Annotated in this window: 14 protein-coding genes; 6 read left to right on the plus strand and 8 right to left on the minus strand. The window is 49.0% G+C overall.

Annotated elements, in window-relative coordinates; translation table 11 throughout:
- Window positions 1-180 precede the first annotated feature (180 nt).
- Window positions 181-1,608, plus strand: a complete 1,428-nt coding sequence (locus FCN78_RS14350; protein ID WP_077658967.1) for a transporter substrate-binding domain-containing diguanylate cyclase — start codon at window positions 181-183, stop codon at window positions 1,606-1,608.
- A 3-nt stretch (window positions 1,609-1,611) separates the two neighbouring features.
- Here the strand turns inward: FCN78_RS14350 and FCN78_RS14355 are convergent, their stop codons facing one another.
- Complete coding sequence (locus FCN78_RS14355; RefSeq protein ID WP_198534587.1) at window positions 1,612-1,773, minus strand: DUF2798 domain-containing protein; 162 nt, start codon at window positions 1,771-1,773, stop codon at window positions 1,612-1,614.
- 321 nt (window positions 1,774-2,094) lie between these two features.
- Entirely contained in the window at window positions 2,095-3,342 is a 1,248-nt protein-coding gene (locus FCN78_RS14360) for an aromatic amino acid transport family protein (RefSeq protein WP_077658966.1), read from the minus strand.
- 439 nt (window positions 3,343-3,781) lie between these two features.
- Between FCN78_RS14360 and rihA the strand changes: the two genes are divergently transcribed.
- Entirely contained in the window at window positions 3,782-4,717 is a 936-nt protein-coding gene (gene rihA, locus FCN78_RS14365) for a pyrimidine-specific ribonucleoside hydrolase RihA (RefSeq protein ID WP_077659021.1), read from the plus strand.
- Window positions 4,718-4,804: 87 nt separating this feature from the next.
- Here rihA and FCN78_RS14370 read toward each other — a convergent pair whose 3' ends face one another.
- The 5 genes from FCN78_RS14370 to FCN78_RS14390 form a co-directional block, all read right to left on the minus strand.
- Window positions 4,805-6,388 carry a S8 family peptidase gene (locus tag FCN78_RS14370; RefSeq protein ID WP_077658965.1) on the minus strand — a complete coding sequence of 528 codons (1,584 nt, stop codon included), beginning with the start codon at window positions 6,386-6,388 and terminating at the stop codon, window positions 4,805-4,807.
- Window positions 6,389-6,761: 373 nt separating this feature from the next.
- Complete coding sequence (locus FCN78_RS14375) at window positions 6,762-7,265, minus strand: hypothetical protein (RefSeq protein WP_077658964.1); 504 nt, start codon at window positions 7,263-7,265, stop codon at window positions 6,762-6,764.
- Window positions 7,266-7,391: 126 nt separating this feature from the next.
- A complete protein-coding gene (locus FCN78_RS14380) occupies window positions 7,392-7,745 on the minus strand; it encodes a hypothetical protein (protein ID WP_077658963.1) in 354 nt (117 codons plus the stop codon).
- Window positions 7,745-9,064, minus strand: a complete 1,320-nt coding sequence (locus tag FCN78_RS14385) for an NAD(P)/FAD-dependent oxidoreductase (RefSeq protein ID WP_077658962.1) — start codon at window positions 9,062-9,064, stop codon at window positions 7,745-7,747. Before FCN78_RS14385 ends, FCN78_RS14380 begins: the two co-directional genes overlap by 1 nt.
- Window positions 9,065-9,172: 108 nt before the next feature.
- The gene (locus tag FCN78_RS14390) at window positions 9,173-10,609 is read right to left on the minus strand and encodes a coniferyl aldehyde dehydrogenase (RefSeq protein ID WP_077658961.1); all 1,437 of its coding nucleotides are present in this window, start codon (window positions 10,607-10,609) and stop codon (window positions 9,173-9,175) included.
- A gap of 321 nt (window positions 10,610-10,930) precedes the next feature.
- Between FCN78_RS14390 and FCN78_RS14395 the strand changes: the two genes are divergently transcribed.
- Complete coding sequence (locus FCN78_RS14395) at window positions 10,931-11,926, plus strand: chemotaxis protein CheV (RefSeq protein ID WP_069360967.1); 996 nt, start codon at window positions 10,931-10,933, stop codon at window positions 11,924-11,926.
- Window positions 11,927-12,036: 110 nt separating this feature from the next.
- Here the strand turns inward: FCN78_RS14395 and FCN78_RS14400 are convergent, their stop codons facing one another.
- Window positions 12,037-13,419 (minus strand): alanine/glycine:cation symporter family protein, encoded by a 1,383-nt coding sequence (locus FCN78_RS14400; protein WP_201258644.1) that lies wholly within the window; start codon window positions 13,417-13,419, stop codon window positions 12,037-12,039.
- A 402-nt stretch (window positions 13,420-13,821) separates the two neighbouring features.
- Here FCN78_RS14400 and trhO point away from each other — a divergent pair, with 402 nt between their 5' ends.
- The 3 genes from trhO to FCN78_RS14415 all read left to right on the plus strand — a co-directional run bounded on the left by trhO (window position 13,822) and on the right by FCN78_RS14415 (window position 17,589).
- Window positions 13,822-14,802, plus strand: a complete 981-nt coding sequence (trhO, locus tag FCN78_RS14405) for an oxygen-dependent tRNA uridine(34) hydroxylase TrhO (RefSeq protein ID WP_077600094.1) — start codon at window positions 13,822-13,824, stop codon at window positions 14,800-14,802.
- A 127-nt stretch (window positions 14,803-14,929) separates the two neighbouring features.
- Window positions 14,930-16,567: a diacylglycerol kinase family protein gene (locus tag FCN78_RS14410; RefSeq protein ID WP_077658960.1), complete on the plus strand. Its 1,638-nt coding sequence runs from the start codon at window positions 14,930-14,932 to the stop codon at window positions 16,565-16,567.
- Window positions 16,568-16,737: 170 nt separating this feature from the next.
- A complete protein-coding gene (locus tag FCN78_RS14415; protein WP_077520540.1) occupies window positions 16,738-17,589 on the plus strand; it encodes an EamA family transporter in 852 nt (283 codons plus the stop codon).
- Window positions 17,590-17,665: the final 76 nt, after the last annotated feature.

Consider the following 17,665-nt stretch of genomic DNA (forward strand, 5'->3'; position numbering starts at 1 on the left):
CCACCCCATGCCTCTAAACTACCGAAATTTTTTGCATCATCGTCAACATACTATCCTCTCAGTATCGGGGAAAAGTGACATTTATCCTCAGCCGCTGAGGTTTTAATCATATACTGATAATAATGACGTGATGCGTTGGGCGGCGTCATTTGAATTCATTACCAGATTCAAGGGTTGTTTATGAGTCATTCTGGGGTGCTATGTGTGTTGATTCGTCACATCATTGTGGTTTTGGGCGCCAGCGTACTCCTGTCCATCAGCCTGGCGCTTAATGCGGAGCAGAATCAGCAATCCAAGCCACAAAGCCCTGTATTAAAAGTCGCTAACTCACACGCTTGGCGGCCATTTTCCTATCTTGACGACAATCAACAACCGAAAGGGATCTTGATTGACTTTTGGAAAGAATTTGGCAAACGCAATGGCTATCAAATTGAATTCGTTTTGACCGACTGGCAAGACTCTATTGACGCTGTGCGAAACGGTGAAGCCGATGTTCACGCCGGCTTACTCCAGTCGCCAGAACGGCTAGCGTTTATGGATTTCGGCACCCCATTGTTCAGCATCGATACGCAAGTATTCTTTAGCCAGGCGCTCACGGGCGTATCAGCGGATTATGTGTTAGCGGGTGATACCGACCACACAGTCGGTGTTGTGCAAGGTGGGTACGAAGAAGAGTTTATGAGAACGGAATTTCCAAACGTAACGCTACAGCTTTTCCGCAATAACCAAGCCATGCTTGATGCGGCGTTATCGGAAGAGATCCAAGCCTTCGTCGCCGATCTACAAGTGGCTAATTATTACCTTTACACCACCACTAACCAAAATCTGTTTGTGCCTGTCAGACACCTGTATACAGAAATGTTGTATGCCGGTTTTGCAAAAGGGAATACGGCATTACTCAACCAGATTGATAATAAGTTTGCTTGGCTCGACGAAGATACCAAACGGCAGCTCTTAAACCGCTGGGTGTATTACGATGTCGAGACCGTCTATCCGGTGTATTTATTGCCAACGCTGTTCGTGTTTGGCGTGATCATTGCGATCAGCTATATCATGTTACTGAAAAGAACAGTTAAACAAAAAACCCGCGCATTACAAGCCGCCAACGACTTATTGCAAGACCAAGCCATTACCGACTCACTCACCTTGCTACACAACAGACGTTATTTTTATCAGTGCTTATATGGGCAAATGCGCGACATCAAGGGGATAACTCTGATGGTGTTTGATATTGATGATTTCAAAGCCTTTAACGATGGCTTTGGCCACGCCCATGGCGATGAAGTCATTTGCTTTGTCGCCCAAACAGCGCGGAGTCTATTGACCAACGACGCCGTGGTGGCGAGGATTGGTGGCGAGGAGTTTGCCGTACTACAGTATTTTTCCTCCGCTGAACGCGCCCTCGCGCAAGGTAAGCTACTGTGCAACGAGATATCAAGACAAAGCCTTGGGTTATTTAACCATCCGTCTATGCCCGTTACCATCAGTTTGGGCGTGGCTTACTACCCAAATGGTATGCCTCACAGTGAAATTGTTGATGCCGATAAAGCTATGTATCAAGCTAAAAAGCAAGGTAAGAACTGCGCCGTTCTCAACGTGTTCGATTGACCTTTAATCGCGACTGCATAACCACTGCGCTAAACGCTGTACATGCTTTGACGAGAGAAAAATAATAGTGAATGCGATCGGCCAAGCGACGATAAAAGCCTCAACCCAACGCCAAACAAACCCATCACTTAACCCAGTATTCACAGCCGTAATTACCGCTGTCATCAATGTCACCATTAACACTGACATTAAAAAAGGCGCAACAATAGGAAAAAATCGTTTAGGCAGCATAGCGACCTTTACATAAGAATAAACTAATATTAAGACTTTAGCGATACAAAAGAAAAATAGCAAGTACTGTTAGTGGTCTATTAGTACATTATTGAGGGAGAGTTTAAGGGAGGGTTGTCAGTCACTCTCCATAAAATTCAGTAGTGACGACTCACCATATGAAGCCGTGATCGCGTTTTTTACTTGCGCTTAGAGGCCTAAAAGCGCCCATTGGACGCTTTTAACAGGTTATAACGGGTTATAACGGGTTCTTCATTAGCCTATCAAATTATAAAGCAATGCCGAAATCGCCAACATGCCAGTCACAAAGATAAAGTACGTCCCCGCTTTACCGCGATACTGTGCCAGTGCTTTGACTTTATAGGCCGCAACCGTTGGCATAATAAATAGGATCATCGCAATCACAGGCCCAGATAATGCGCCCATCATATCGAGGATGCTGGGGTTAATCACCGCACACCACCAAATGGCAAAGAACATCACTATCACGCCAAGTTTATCAGCCTTTTTGTAGGTCAATGTGCTGTGTTTGGTCACCAGGCCATTGAGGCTCTCACGCGCGCCCAAGAAGTGGCCCAAAAACGAAGAGGTGATCGCAATGAAAGCAACTAATGGCCCCAAAGTGCCAATAAATGGATTTTGGGTGACATTAGCAAGGTATGAGAGCACTGACACATTTTGCGCTTTCGCTTCCGCCATTTGTGCTGGAGTGAGCGTCAGCACGCACGAGAACACAAACAGCAGCACAAAGGCAACTAACATCACGCCCGCGCGTTTAAGAATTTGCTCTGACTTGCCTTGTGCGTCATCACCATAGTGACGGCGTTGAATATTAGCAAAACTCGAAATTGCCGCGGCGTGACTGAACGAAAAGATCACCACAGGCACCGCTAGCCAAAGATTCATTCCCAGTTCTCCCATCGCGGGCATCGCTAGGTTCGGCGCTTGCCATGATGGTATTAGATAGAAAGACAAAAACGCCAAGATAGCCACCAGCGGATAAACCATCGCCGCGAAGGCGCGCAGCATTAGGCGCTCACCACCCATCATGATCGCAATCATACCTGCGACTAACACACCAGACAGCATGACGCGGTTTGGCGACGCCCATCCGAGTTGATTAACCAAAAAGCTATCAACGGTATTGGTCAACCCAACGCCATATATCAACAAAATCGGGAAAATAGAAAGGAAATACAGCACGGAGATCAAACGGCCTGCCTGGCTGCCGAAGTGCTCGGCAACGACATCGGTGAAATCGGCATCTTTGTGGCGCGACGACAGCACAAAACGTGCTAGGCCTCGATGAGCCATAAACGTCATCGGAAACGCCAGTACGGCCATAATTAGGAGTGGCCAAAAGCCCCCCATCCCAAGATTAATCGGAAGGAACAGGATCCCGGCTCCCACCGCGGTACCGAACAAGCTCAGTGCCCAATGGGTATCATGTTGGGTCCAACGGTGCGATACACTTTTTGAGGAGATATCTATAGTCTGGTTCACGTCAAACTCTCTTAGTTATAATATTTTGTGCGGTTGCATACTATCGAGTTCGACTTAAAGTATCACATAAATGTAATAGGTATATGTCCTAATTGTTTTGTTAAAAACTTGTCATATAATCTAGTTTAAATTCAAAATGGCAGTTTATATGACTATAAAACAGCCACTAAACTGGAATTAAACACTAAATTATTAACCAAAGTTAGATTGATTGAATTGTTTGCAAAATAATGCAACAACCACATTTTCGTTCGCAACATGTTGACAATGTGTAACAACTCATATCTCAGTTTTTTATGATAAATGATTCACCTGTTACATCTCGCTCGTGCAAGCGATTAGCAATTAGTAATTAGCGAGGACGATCACACGCTGTAAGTAGCAAGGCGTTTATCCTGTGCTGAGCAACATGCACTCCAACTCAGCGATAGGCCCACTTATGCGTGAACCCATTATTATCGACTGCGATCCCGGCCATGACGATGCCATTGCACTGGTGATGGCTTGTGCACTCCCCCAGCTTGACATCAAAGCGGTCACCACCAGTGCAGGAAATCAAACCCCAGATAAAACCCTTTACAACGCCAGACGCATTTTGACCTTGTTACAACAAACACACATTCCTATCGCAGGTGGCGCACATAAACCACTTACCCGAGAGCTCATTATTGCTGATAATGTTCACGGAGAGTCGGGCTTGGATGGTCCTGCGCTGCCAGAGCCTACGATGGATGCCGACCCCGGTAATGCCGTTAACCTGATGGGCAGAGTGCTTCAAGACGCTGACCAGCCTATTACTTTGGTCGCGACTGGCCCCTTAACCAACGTGGCTTTACTCTTAGCCGCCTACCCGGATTTAACCAATCGGATTAAGCGAATTGTGTTGATGGGAGGCGGCGTAACCTTCGGCAATTGGACACCAGCTGCCGAGTTTAATATTTATGTCGATCCAGAAGCCGCTGATCGCGTGTTTCGCGCTGGGATCCCAATCACCATGTTTGGATTAGATGTTACCCACCAAGCGTTAGTCAAAGATGAAGATGTGGCTTCCATCCGTGCCATCGATAACCCCGTAGCGCAGACCGTTGCAGGTTGGCTTGATTTCTTTATGCGCTATCACCGCGATCCCAAGTGGCGCCTAGACGGCTCTCCGCTCCATGATCCTTGTACCATTGCATGGCTAGTGATGCCTGAGCTCTTCGAGTGTGAATCACTATGGGTGGGTGTCGAGACACAAGGGACGTTAACCACTGGAATGACGGTGGTTGACCGTTATCACGTCACAGGCAATCTCGCAAATACCGAGGTGGCCATGGCCGTCGATCGAGCGGGCTTTCTCAACTTGCTATGCGATTGCTTACGCCAATACGACTAGAAAAAGCGCGACTTTCGCCGCGCTTTAACGTCATCTTGGGTCATAAAACGGTTTCGGTTATAACGCGACCGTCCTAGCGACAGCGCATTAGTATCGCGCTGTCACACTGACACCGTTAAAAGCAGTGTAACCATTAAGCATCACGTGATAGCGACCCTTTTGTGTGCTTTGTACCGTACACACTTCACTATTGCCGTAGTTGTATGGGCGGCAGTCCCAGCTGTTTAAGGTTGGTTTCGCCCCATAGCGTAGATACAAATCTGCATCGCCTGAACCACCGCTAATATTGACCGTTAGACGTTGCCCCGCGTCAACATCAACGTAAAAGAAGCGCTGCGCACCTTGAGCCCCAGCAATACCCGTGACTGGCTGGCCATTTTTGAGCTCGTTTTTTGGCCCTGGCGTCGGGCCACAATCAGGCTCACAGCTGCTATCCGCTTGGCTGTAGAGGAGTTTGTTGACCGAACCACGAGGATCACTGATTTTATTGACGCTAGCACGGTTGCTAATTAAGCTCTCGACTTGTGCTGGCGATAAGCTATTGTTTTCTTGTAAATACAAGGCAGCAACACCGGCAACATGAGGTGTCGCCATTGACGTGCCACTGATGGTGCGATAACCACCGTCATACCAGGCAGATTTGATTTGCGAGCCTGGTGCAAATACATCAAGACAGCTGCCCCAGTTGGAGAAACTAGAGCGGCTATCGCTGCTTGTTGTTGAGCCCACGGTGACGCCACTTGGCTCACGGGCCGGCGAGCTGTTACAGGCGTCGGCATTGGAATTACCAGCCGCCAGCATAAAGCTCACACCCGATTGCACCGCACTGGCAACCGCGCGATCCAGTGCTGTAGACACGCCACCACCCAAGCTCATGTTTGCCACCGATGGTCCACTGGCATTGGATGCCACCCAATCAACCCCGCCAATCACACCGGACGTCGAGCCTGAACCACTACAGCTCAGCACTCTCACCCCAACAATGTCGACATTTTTAGCGACGCCATATTGGCTACCACCGATAGTGCCGGCCACATGGGTGCCGTGACCGTTACAGTCTGACGCGTCATTATCGTTATCAACAAAGTCATAGCCAGAGCGAGCACGACCACCAAACTCTACGTGTGACGTTGTCACACCTGTATCAATGACGTAGGCCGTCACACCTGTGCCATCAAAATTGGTGCTGTAGTTGTTATCCAAAGGTAGGTTGCGTTGGTCAATGCGATCCAACCCCCAAACTGGATTACTCTGGTTGGCGTTTGGGGTGATTACCGGGTCCAAGGAAATCGTCTTATCTTGCTCAATAAAATCCACTTGCTCGTCCATACGCAACGCGCGCAGTTGCTCTGGCGTCAATTTGGCTACAAAGCCACTCAGCGAGCGATCAAACACTTTCTCAACTTTAACCGCGTGTTGGTTGACCATGCTTGAAACGGTCTGCTGCGTGAAGGTTTGTAGTGCTTGTGGATCGTCGCTGAGCGTCATCGGTTGTTTAAATACCACAATGTATTGGTCTTCAATCCCCTGCTTGTCTGACGCGACAACGAGTGGCGCTAGCGTTTGCTGCTGAGAGATCGCTTGTTTACCCTCTTCCTGTTTTGCGAGCGCTGCAGGCGATGCAGCGACTAATGCTGATGCAATACAGCAGCTAAGAACATGCTTTAACATATTGTATTCCTTACAATGGTTAAACGTATCAAAGATTGATTGCCTACAAATAACAACAAGCACGTTTATAAAGCTATGCATCAACAGCAACTTTTTCCGCAGAGAAAATCGCTTTATTTGTCCAACCTACCAGCATTATTTACTATTACATCAGCAGCATCACTTTTAACTTTTTGTTTACAAAGTGTTTATATAGGCCATCCGTGAGCACTTAACACTTTTTTACTAAAAATGATTGATGAACAGTTCTTTGATGCTGCTCACAGCTAAAATGAAAGTGAACTAAAACATGCAGTTAGAGAGTGAGATTGATTGGCATAAAAAAGCCAGTGACAGAGCACTGGCCGGTAAGATACTCGGTGTTCAACCTAATTTAACTTGGCTGCTCATGCACCAATACGCCGCCTTCAAGCGCCCCTATTAATACATTCGGAACGTCAGCTTCATCAGAGGTAACAGCAATACGCGTGCCCGGCCCAATCGCTGAGATGGGGGCTGCCATCATCAAAGGACCACGCTCCCCGTCATCAACAAGCTTCCACGATGGCGCGGCTGCCGCATGATCATTGGCATATAGCCGACACTTGTTTCTGTCAGGTTCAATTAAACAGTCCAGGCCATACTCAATGTCGTCATAAAAAAACGACCACTGATAATAGCCCGCATTGACGCTGCAAGGGGTTTTGATAAAACTCAACGCCTCTGCGTTATCTTGGGTTAAGGTAATAAAGCGCTGCGCATCTGGCACCATCGCTAAATATCCCAGTGATTTGCCATTGGCATCGGTGACCGAGAGCTTTACCTCTTGCTCAACCATCGCGCGCTCATGATCGCCAATGTCTGGCAACATGGAATCGGGTTGTACTGAAAACGCCATTGTGTCGCTCCTTTGGTTGCTTCGCGCCATTTTTAACAGTTATGTAACAACCAAAGATATAGATCAATTTCTCGGAAAAGTTTAGTGATTTGATCGCACACTATGTTGATGAATCACTCGATACGATCATTGTGCCCGTTGGCCGAACAACGACGTTGATTGTGGCTTCAAAACGATCGCCGCAACGATCATAGTGTAGAATGCCGCACCTATCGCAACCATGATTAACATCCCCCAGTCTGCTACACCATTAAGCATCGCAAGTTTGGAGCCCGTTAACGGTGGTGCTGAAAGTGCACAGACAAGGCCGACTACAATACTGAATACAAAAGCGCGCTTGGCGCTGCGCAAAGAAAAGCGACGAAAAATCACTAACGACACTATAGGCAAACCCACTAAAAATAATAACCATCCCCAGTAAGGAGCGGCTGAGTACAGTAGTACGGTAAAAATTGCGTCAAGAGTCATGTCCGCCTCCATTAAATTTTTCCATCCAACATCGCTTGATAGGCTGGTAACAACATTTTTTCTTTCATTACCCAAGCCATCCACGTTTCTTCTGTTGGACTAATAAACGGGAAAGAAGGGAGTAATTTGCCACCGTAACCGAACTCAGCCAGAATCGCTTTGCCAAACCCAGTGATCAATGGGCAAGAGGTATATCCATTGAATTCAGCCTCTAAAGGCTTGTCGTTCAGATAACTTAAGAGGTTTGCCTCAACGATGGGAACTTGTTTTTTTACACTTGCAGCCGTTTTCGATAGCGGAATCCCAGTCACATCACCGATACCAAATACATTGGGGAAAGTGGGATGTTGTAGCGTATATTGGTCCGCTGCCATCCATTCAGCCTTATGAGGACCTTGGTTCCAAACCAGATCACTATGCTTGATCACATCGGGCGCACTCATTGGAGGCACGACGTGGATATAATCATACTCTTCGACCCGTGTTTTCCCCGTTGCTGTGAGTGAGAAGTGTGCTTTTTTATTGGTCGGGTCGATGCCAATCAACGTTTTCTGATCAGCAATGTCTACCCCTTGGTCACCAAAGCGTTCCATGACAAAGTCGTTATAAACGGGAATCGAAAATAATCGGTCTTTAAACGGCGTGGCGAAGTTCACATCATATGCTTGACGATGGCCAGTCTGCTCAAGACGTGCAAGCGAGGTAAAGGTCATTTTAAGTGGTGCGCCCGCGCACTTGATTGGTGTTTCAGCAAGAGTAAATATGGCTTTGCCTTCGCCTTTATTCATAAACTGTTTGAACGCCGTATCCGTTGCTAATGCACCCTCTGGCCCCGGATAAACGCTACCAATACCATGCTGACCAATAAGGCGTTCCTCCATTCCCTCAATGAGGGTGTAATTAAGTTGGGTGCCCATGGCAACGACCAGTACGTCATAGCTAAGCTTGGTGCCATCCTCGAGTACAACTTGTTGTTGTGCAGGTAAAAACGCATTGGCATTTTGTTGGTGCCATTTTATACCAGCAGGTAACCATTGTTCTGTTGTTGATAGGACTTGGGATACTTTCCATAACCCAGATGCCACCAAAGTTTGTCCAGGCTGATACAGGTGACGCTGACGTGAACCCACTAATGCTATCTGATCAGCGGAAAGGTGTTGCACAAGGCGATTAGCTAACGCAATACCGGCAGCACCATTACCCACAATAACCACCTTAGCGCGCGTCTGAGCACGTGAGGGTAAGCTTGCCGGCATCAAGCCTATCGCGCTCGCACCTGCCAGTAGTTTTAAAAAACGGCGTCGCTCTTGGTTCGAATTTTGATATGGCATGACCACCCCACTAATTAAGATAATACTTAATTAGTAGTCGTGAATTAAAATGGGCGCAACGTTACCGGATAGCTTTTGTGGTTTTATTCACAATTCAATCAAGAGTAACTATCGCATCAGCCACCAGCGCATTAATCGTTTGTACCAGCGGTTGTACGGGGGTTTGACTAAAAAGCTGGTGTCCCACTTATCGCGGGTGAGGACGGTTTTGCTGTGGCTAAAGGTATAAAAACCCTCGACTCCGTGGTAATGCCCCATGCCAGAGTCACCAATGCCGCCGAAAGGCGCATCTTCGGCAGCGACATGAAACAAGGTTTCATTAATCCCCATGCCGCCTGCGTGAAGCTGTGTGGTAACCTGCGTGCGTATCTCAGCGTCATTGCTCATCAAATACAACGCGAGCGGCCGTGGTCGCGCTTGAATATAACTCAGCGCCTCAGAGAGATCTTGATAGGTGACAATAGGTAGGAGCGGGCCAAAAATTTCTTCTTGCATCACCCGCATGTCATCGGTGACCTGGGTTAGCAGCTGGGTCGGCCAGCGCTGATTTTCGGCGGTTGGCACGGTTTGCTGGTCGAGTGCACACCAGCGGCGCGCACCTTTATCGAGCGAATCTTTGAGTGTTTCTTCAAGCCGCATCGCTTGCGTTTGGTTAATGATCTGGCTGTAATCTGAGTTGGCTTCAAAGTCAGGATACATAGCACGAAACGCGCGTTGATAGGCGTGGATAAAGGCTTCTTGCCGATGTTCAGGACAAAGCACATAATCGGGCGCGACACATATCTGCCCAGCGTTTAAACACTTGCCATAAATGAGCCGCGACACGGCCACATCCATATCAATTTGATCATCAATGATCACCGGCGATTTACCCCCAAGTTCGAGGGTCACCGGGGTCAAATTATCGGCCGCCGCCAGCATGACTTGACGTCCGACCTGGGTTGAGCCGGTGAAAAAGAGGTGGTCGAACTCTAACTCGCTAAAACGGCGCGACACTTCGACTTCGCCCTCTACCACGGCGACTTCGTTTGGGCTAAATACCTCAGCGATTAACGCGCGTAATACCCGATTGGTGTTGGGGGTGAACTCCGAAAGCTTAAGCATCACCCGATTGCCCGCGGCCAACGCGCAAATCAAGGGACTCAGGGCCAGCATAATCGGGAAGTTCCAAGGGACGATAATCCCAACCACCCCTTTTGGCTGAAAGCGCACGACCAATTTGGTGCCTAGCAGGGTAATGCCTGGACGCCGTTTTTGCGGCTGCATCCATCGCTTTAATCGACGACGGGTGTAATCAATCTGGTGCAGCAAGGGCAAGATGTCGGCAATTTCAGTATCAACGGGCGCACGATAGCCGTAATCATCACTCAAGGCTTGTTGTAACGCAGACGATTTTTGCTTGATCGCCTGACGCAAGCGCAGCAGCGCGTCACGGCGATAGCTGTACTCTAAAAAAGGACACCGAGACACCTGCTCTTTTTGTGCGTCGAATGTCTCACGCATCTCTTTAACCGTTTCCAACCACTGTGAGCCTGGCTCCGTCATCCTTGCCTCCTCTGTCGATACAAGATCGCGACACACCACTTCTTCATTGATGACATAGTCTCACCAACAACGCAACTGGGCATACTTCACGTCGTTGTGCGGGTATAGCGACCAAGGCTTACGCTACCCGTCTGAGTCTTGACATGTTAAAGCCTTGTATCTTCATCCCTGTTATTCATCACGTTTTTAGCGCCATAGCCCACAGAAAGCAGCTTGGTTGTTGAGCAAATATTGTCGCTTTATTGATCTCAGGCTTATACTGAAACAAACTCAGTTTAACGCCAGCTTTATTCGCTGATATCGAAAGGAAATGTGGTAGGCATGAACGACGAGCCAACAAAGAACGAAATACTGACGGAAAGTGGTACGAATGAGCTAGAGATCATTGAGTTTCACTTAATCAAGCAACTTCCTGACGGCAGTACCAAAACCTGCTATTACGGTATTAACGTTGCCAAGGTTCGCGAAGTTATCCAAGTGCCGGAAACCACTGACTATCCAAACGCCCAGGCGCACATGATTGGGGTGTTTTCGTCACGCGACAAGCTAACGCCACTGATTGATCTGGCGGGCTGGTTAGGCGTCCCGACGCGGCCAGAGAAAGACAATAAATTTGTGATTGTCACCGATTTTAACAACATGACTAATGGCTTTTTGATTGACAGCATTAGTCGTATCCATCGTATTTCCTGGGAAGCCGTTGAGTCACCGAGCCAATTCCTAGAGGCAGGCGAGCAAGATTGTGTGGTCGCAGTCGTCCGCAAAGACAAAAACCTGATCATGATCCTAGACTTCGAAAAAATCATCGCTGATATCAATCCTGAATTGAGCATGGAAAAATACGATGTCACTCAGGACAGAAACGTCAACATTTCCGAATCCAGCGCGAAAAAACGCGAGGCAAAAACGATCCTAGTGGTGGACGATTCCGCTTTCATCCGTAGCTTAATTGAAAACACGCTACGCTCAGCTGGCTTTAATATTATATCGGCCAAAGATGGTGGCGAAGCCTTTGACAAACTCACCGAATTTGAACGCATTTCCAAAGAAGAAGGTGTGTCGATTAATGAGTTTGTCGATGCAATTGTGTCAGACGTCGAGATGCCACGCATGGACGGCATGCACTTGGTCAAACGCCTTAGAGAGATGGATACCTATAAAACCATGCCTATTATCATGTTCTCGTCGATCATGAGCGAGGATAACCGTGCTAAGGCCCTCCAATTGGGTGCCAATGATACCATCACCAAACCCGAGATCGGTCGCATGGTAAGCCTGGCGGATACCTATGTATTCGGCACACCGCTCGACGATTGATCAACGATAAGAACGAGCAAGGTGAATACAACAAAGGCTGCACATTGGCAGCCTTTGTGGGTTTTAGCGTGACGCCAAGGTGGGTCGTCAAGCCATTAACTGTCGGTTCATTAGCTATCGGCTACCTGTGAACGATGGCTTTCACGGTAGCGGTGACTGGCGAAATACGTTTTCGCCGCTTGGTTTACCTTAGGCGCCAGCAACAGCGCTGAGACCATGGTGGGAACCGCCATCAGTCCATACGCACCAATGAGGAATAAGAACACCACATCCAGCGATAATACCGCCCCCAGTACCACGAGCGATAAGTATAGGTACTTATAATACTGACCCGCTTGCTCGCCAAATAAATACACAAAGCATTTATAGCCGTAATACCAGAATGTAAATACCGTGGTGAAAGATAACACTAACACTTGTGCCGCCAATAACCATGCACCAGGAGCACCAAAGGCAGCTTTGAAAGCGGCCATGGTCAGGCTGACGCCTTGCATGCCCTCGGCTTGATCAAGCACACCGGTCACCAAGATCACCAGCGCGGTGCAACTACAAACAATCAAGGTATCAATGATGGGACCCAGGCTCGCGACTAAGCCCTCACGAACAGGCTCATTGGTTTTTGCCGCACTGTGCGCCATGACTTCGGTGCCAATCCCAGCCTCATTAGAGAAAGCACCACGACTCACCCCCACAATAATCACACTGATCAGGCCACCGAACATGGCATCCGGTGAAAAAGCGCTGGCGAAAATCGACTGAAAGACGCCAGGCACGCGCTCGGCATTGAGCGCCAAGGCGGCGATCGCCATCACCATATAGCTGCCCGCCATCAAGGGCACTAGCGCACCGGCAACATCAGCCACACGCTTCAAACCACCCCAAATCACCATACCGACGAAGACCGCCAGTACAATACCCAGCGCCCAAGAGAACGCGCTGCTTTCTAGCCAAGCGACCCCAGGAAAGAGCTGAGTTTGTACCACTGCGCCGAGTTGGTTAATTTGGAAAGACGGCACAAACCCCATTAGACCAGCAATGGCAAACATCACCGCTAGCCATTTAAATTTTGGCCCTAGACCATGCCGTACCGTGTACATCGGTCCGCCATGAACATTGCCATTTGCATCTTTGTGACGATACATGACCCCCAGTGTGCAGGTATAAAACTTGGTCGACACCCCCAATAATGCGGTGAGCCACATCCAAAACACCGCACCCGGTCCACCGGCACTTAGCGCCAGAGCCACACCGGCAATATTACCGAGACCCAAAGTGCCGGAGAGCGCGGCAGCAAGTGCTTTGCGATGAGATAAATCACCATGGCCACTACCATCGTCCACCTTACCGGTTAACAGCTTGATGCTGTGTGCCATATAACGAAACGGGGTGAACTTACCATAAAGGGTAAAGAAGACCCCACCGCCAACCAGTAAGATCAACATCGGCTTACCCCAAATAAAGCCGACAAAGGCATTAATCCATTCTTCAATCATGTTTTGCATCCTTTCTTGATGCTTGGCTAATTACTTTGCTTGCTAGACCACTGCCTAGCCGGTGCACGCCAACTAACAAAATAATTAGACCATAAAGCAATAAACCATTCTGGCGTGACTAAAAACCCATTCAAATTAAGTCCAAATGAGGTTTCAGGCGATAAAAACACCGTTTATACGTGATATTGATCTCACAAAAACCAGACAACAATGAATAACTATCAATGCAATTTGATTTGAACACGAAGTAGCGTGTTTGACGTGCTCTACTATCAGCGAGCTCGACATTTAACCTTACTTTTATCCGGTGTTTTGCGTCAGTGGCATTCGCTATACTCCGCGCTCACGTATACACACCACCCATGCACTGGATTTACGCTCCAGCCAGCAAGAGGAAACAAGATGTCTAAATATGTCATTTGTGCCTTATATAAATTTGTCACACTCGACGACTATCAGTCTTTGCAAGCACCACTGCTTGAAGTCATGGAAGCCAACCAAATCGGCGGCACACTCCTTCTCGCCCAAGAAGGCATAAATGGCACAGTGGCCGCGACAAGAGAAAACATGGATGCGCTATTTGCGTGGTTTAAAAACGATCCACGCCTAGCGGATATTGACTATAAAGAGTCGTTCGAAGACAGCCAGCCATTTAGTCGCACCAAGGTAAAACTCAAAAAAGAAATTGTGACCATGGGGGTTGAAGGCATTGATCCGCGCCAAAGCGTGGGCACCTATGTCAAGCCAACAGAATGGAACCAATTAATCAGCGATCCAGACGTTTTAGTGATCGATACACGTAATGATTACGAAATCGAGATTGGTACCTTTGAGCGGGCTGTTAACCCACATACAGATAGCTTCCGTGAATTCCCTGACTATGTCGAACAGCAGCTTGATCCGACGAAGCATAAAAAAGTGGCTATGTTTTGTACTGGTGGGATCCGCTGTGAAAAATCGACCGCTTTTTTGAAAGAGAAAGGTTTCGATGAGGTGTATCACCTAGAAGGCGGGATCCTGAAGTACCTCGAAGAAGTGCCTGAGAGTGAAAGCTTGTGGAACGGTGAGTGTTATGTCTTCGACAGCCGTGTAGCTGTTAATCACGATTTGGAGCGAGGGTCTTACGCAATGTGTAATGCCTGTCGCCTACCCATCACGCAAGCGGACATGGAAAGCGAACATTATGAGCAAGGCGTCTCTTGCCCTAAATGCATCGACAAACACACCGACGCCCAAAAGGCAGCGTTTCGAGAGCGAGAGTACCAAGTCCGTCTTGCACGAGAACGGGGTGAACAGCACGTCGGCGGTGAGGCGAGAAAAATCATTGAACACCGTCGCGCCATGAAAAAATTCCGGCGCCAACGTCAAAATCAAGATAAATAATAATACAAAAACGGCACGCCAGACGTGCCGTTTTTTATGATATTGGGCAGGGCTAACGTATAGTAAAAGCTGGATTGTTTTACCGCTGGCGTCTGTGCTGAATAAAAAGGAGTGAATAAGCGTGTTGATGGGTCCCTTTTATAGCTTGGTCGCCGCGTGTTTATTCACCGCCAGCTGGTGGATGCCCAACCTCCTTCTTAGCTTGCTTTTCGCATGGTGCGCGGCAGCGTTTTTCGCCGTTAGCATCGCTTATTGGCGCAATCAGCCTCGCCTTTTTCGCAAGCGCCAATCCGGACAGATGCCTCGCATCAGCCAGTGGATGTTTGCGCCATTTTTCGCCTTTACCCACCTGTATAACCGTTGGGCGAGAAAACGTGATATCACACCGCCCGTCCAGCAAGTCGCGCCTGGGCTCTATGTCGGTGCCCGCCTGACCGACAAAGACATACCCGATCTACAAGCGCAAGGTATTGACGGGATATTAGATGTTACCGCTGAGTTCGAAAGCATCGATCGCTTCACCCAATCACAGGCTGTTTCCTATCTCTCAGTACCCGTTCTGGATCACGCCTATCCCTCGCGTAGCCAACTGATGCGCGCGTTACAATGGCTGCATCAACAGCGACAAGCCGAACACAAGGTGGTGGTACATTGTGCACTCGGACGCGGGCGATCCGTGATGGTGGTGGCCGCCTATCTTTGGGCGCTTTCCCCTCAAAAAACGCTTGATGAGATGCTGGATGCCATCAAAACGATACGCCCTAAAGCACACTTAAACCGACGCCAGCGCCGCGCTTTAGTGCGTTTCCAGCAAAGCGGTGCGTTGAGGTTGGCGCGTCCCATTGCCTGGATCATTGCTAATCCTGCCGCAGGGGGAAAGAAATGGCGTAAGCACCGCGACTATATTCAGTCCTATTTAGGTGATGGGTATCGGTTAGTGGTCCATCAGACACGCCATAATCGTCGCAGTTATCAACTCGCTTGCCGCGCGGTTTCACAACAGGCTGATGTGGTGATCGCCGCCGGTGGAGATGGCACAGTGAACGCCGTTGCGCGAGCACTGATCAACACCTCAACCCCTTTAGGCGTATTGCCGCTTGGTACCGCAAACGCCTTGTGCCATGCACTGTGGGGAATAAAAACCAAGTTTTTAAATATTGATGCCGCTTGCGATGTGATTTTGGATGGCACGCCCAAAACCATCGATACTGCACGCTGTAACGGCAAAGTGGCGTTGTTAGTCGTGGGCGTTGGCTTTGAGCAACAAATGATTCGCCACGCCGCTCGAGAGCAAAAAAATCAACTAGGCCAGTGGGCGTATTTGCAGGGTTTATTGGGGGCCGCCAGTCAAAATCAAGCCATCGATCTCACCGTTCAATTCGACCAGCACGCGCCTCAGCTGATCCGCACCACCAGTATGGTGGTCGCCAATGCCGCGCCAATGACAACCTTATTAGCACAAGGGCAAGGCCAACCCAATTATGCCGACGGCAAACTCGACGTCACATGGCTCACTGCGAGTTCCACCAAAACAGATACCGCACTGTCCCTGATAGAACTAGCACTGGCAAGCCTGTTTGAAACACGGCTAGGGCGCTTTACACACCATCAACAGGTCACGCGCGTCTCGATAAGGGCCGCATCGAGCATTGACTATGTCATTGACGGCGAGCTGTATCGCGACCGAAAGTTGACGATTGACGCGCAACCTCAATCACTGGCGATTCTCTCGCCTTCTCTCCCCGACGCTCATCAGACCGACTAACCGGCACTCACATCCCTCAAAGACGCCTACGATTCAGCCAAACAAAAATTCTAGCGAATACGATAGGATTGAGACAATTCGCTCCAAAATCTTCGCCCCTCTCTCATCGGAGCGGCTTTTTTTTGTCTCTATGTTAAGGTAATAAACCTATTTTACTAAAAGGAGGGATTATGCAGGCTCGTGCGCTTTTGGTGGCGATATTGAGTGTTTTTGGTGCCATGTGCGCCATTCAATTTGGCGCCTCCTTTGCCAAACAGCTTTTCCCTCTGGTGGGACCTATTGGGACCACTGCCCTACGTGTCGGTTTTTCCGCCCTCATTTTGTGGCTGGTCTTTCGCCCTTGGCGTCAGTGGCCACGCGCACGACATTGGCGAGCGATTACGGTATATGGTGGGTGCCTGGGTGGCATGATGATGCTGCTTTATTTGTCTATCGAGACCATTCCGTTGGGGATTGCCGTCGCACTTGAGTTTACCGGCCCTTTACTGGTGGCCTTAATCTCGATTCGTCGCGCCAGAGACAGTCTTTGGATCGTGCTCGCCGTTGGCGGTGTTATTACCCTTCTCCCCGATTTGTCGGGTGTGGATGCGCTCGACCCGCGAGGAGTGGCTTACGCGCTAGCAGCGGGCGGCTGTTGGGCTGGCTATATTCTATTTGGACAAAAAGCAGGGAATTTAGCGCCAGGCGGCGGGACGGTTGCTTTAGGAATGAGCGTTGCTGCCCTCTATCTCGTACCCGCGGGCTATATTGCGACTGACGGTGCGATTTTTCAATGGCAGTTGATACCCTTGGGCGTTGCCGTCGCACTCATCTCAAGTGCGATTCCTTATTCTCTGGAGATGATAGCGTTACGCAACATGCCCAAACAAACCTTTAGTGTGATGATGAGTTTAGAGCCTGCTGTTGCCGCCATGGCTGGGCTGCTCGTGCTCGATGAACAACTGGCCCTGCGTCAATGGCTCGCCATTGGCATGGTGATCAGCGCATCACTAGGCAGCACGTTATCGGCCAAAAGGCGTTAAAAGACAGTCGATCGAAAAGAGCGCCGACCATCGGCGCTCTTTTCTGTCATCCCATTGTGTTAGCGACACGGGCTCA

Origin of the sequence: Salinivibrio kushneri (assembly GCF_005280275.1) — a bacterium.
Taxonomy (GTDB): domain Bacteria; phylum Pseudomonadota; class Gammaproteobacteria; order Enterobacterales; family Vibrionaceae; genus Salinivibrio; species Salinivibrio kushneri.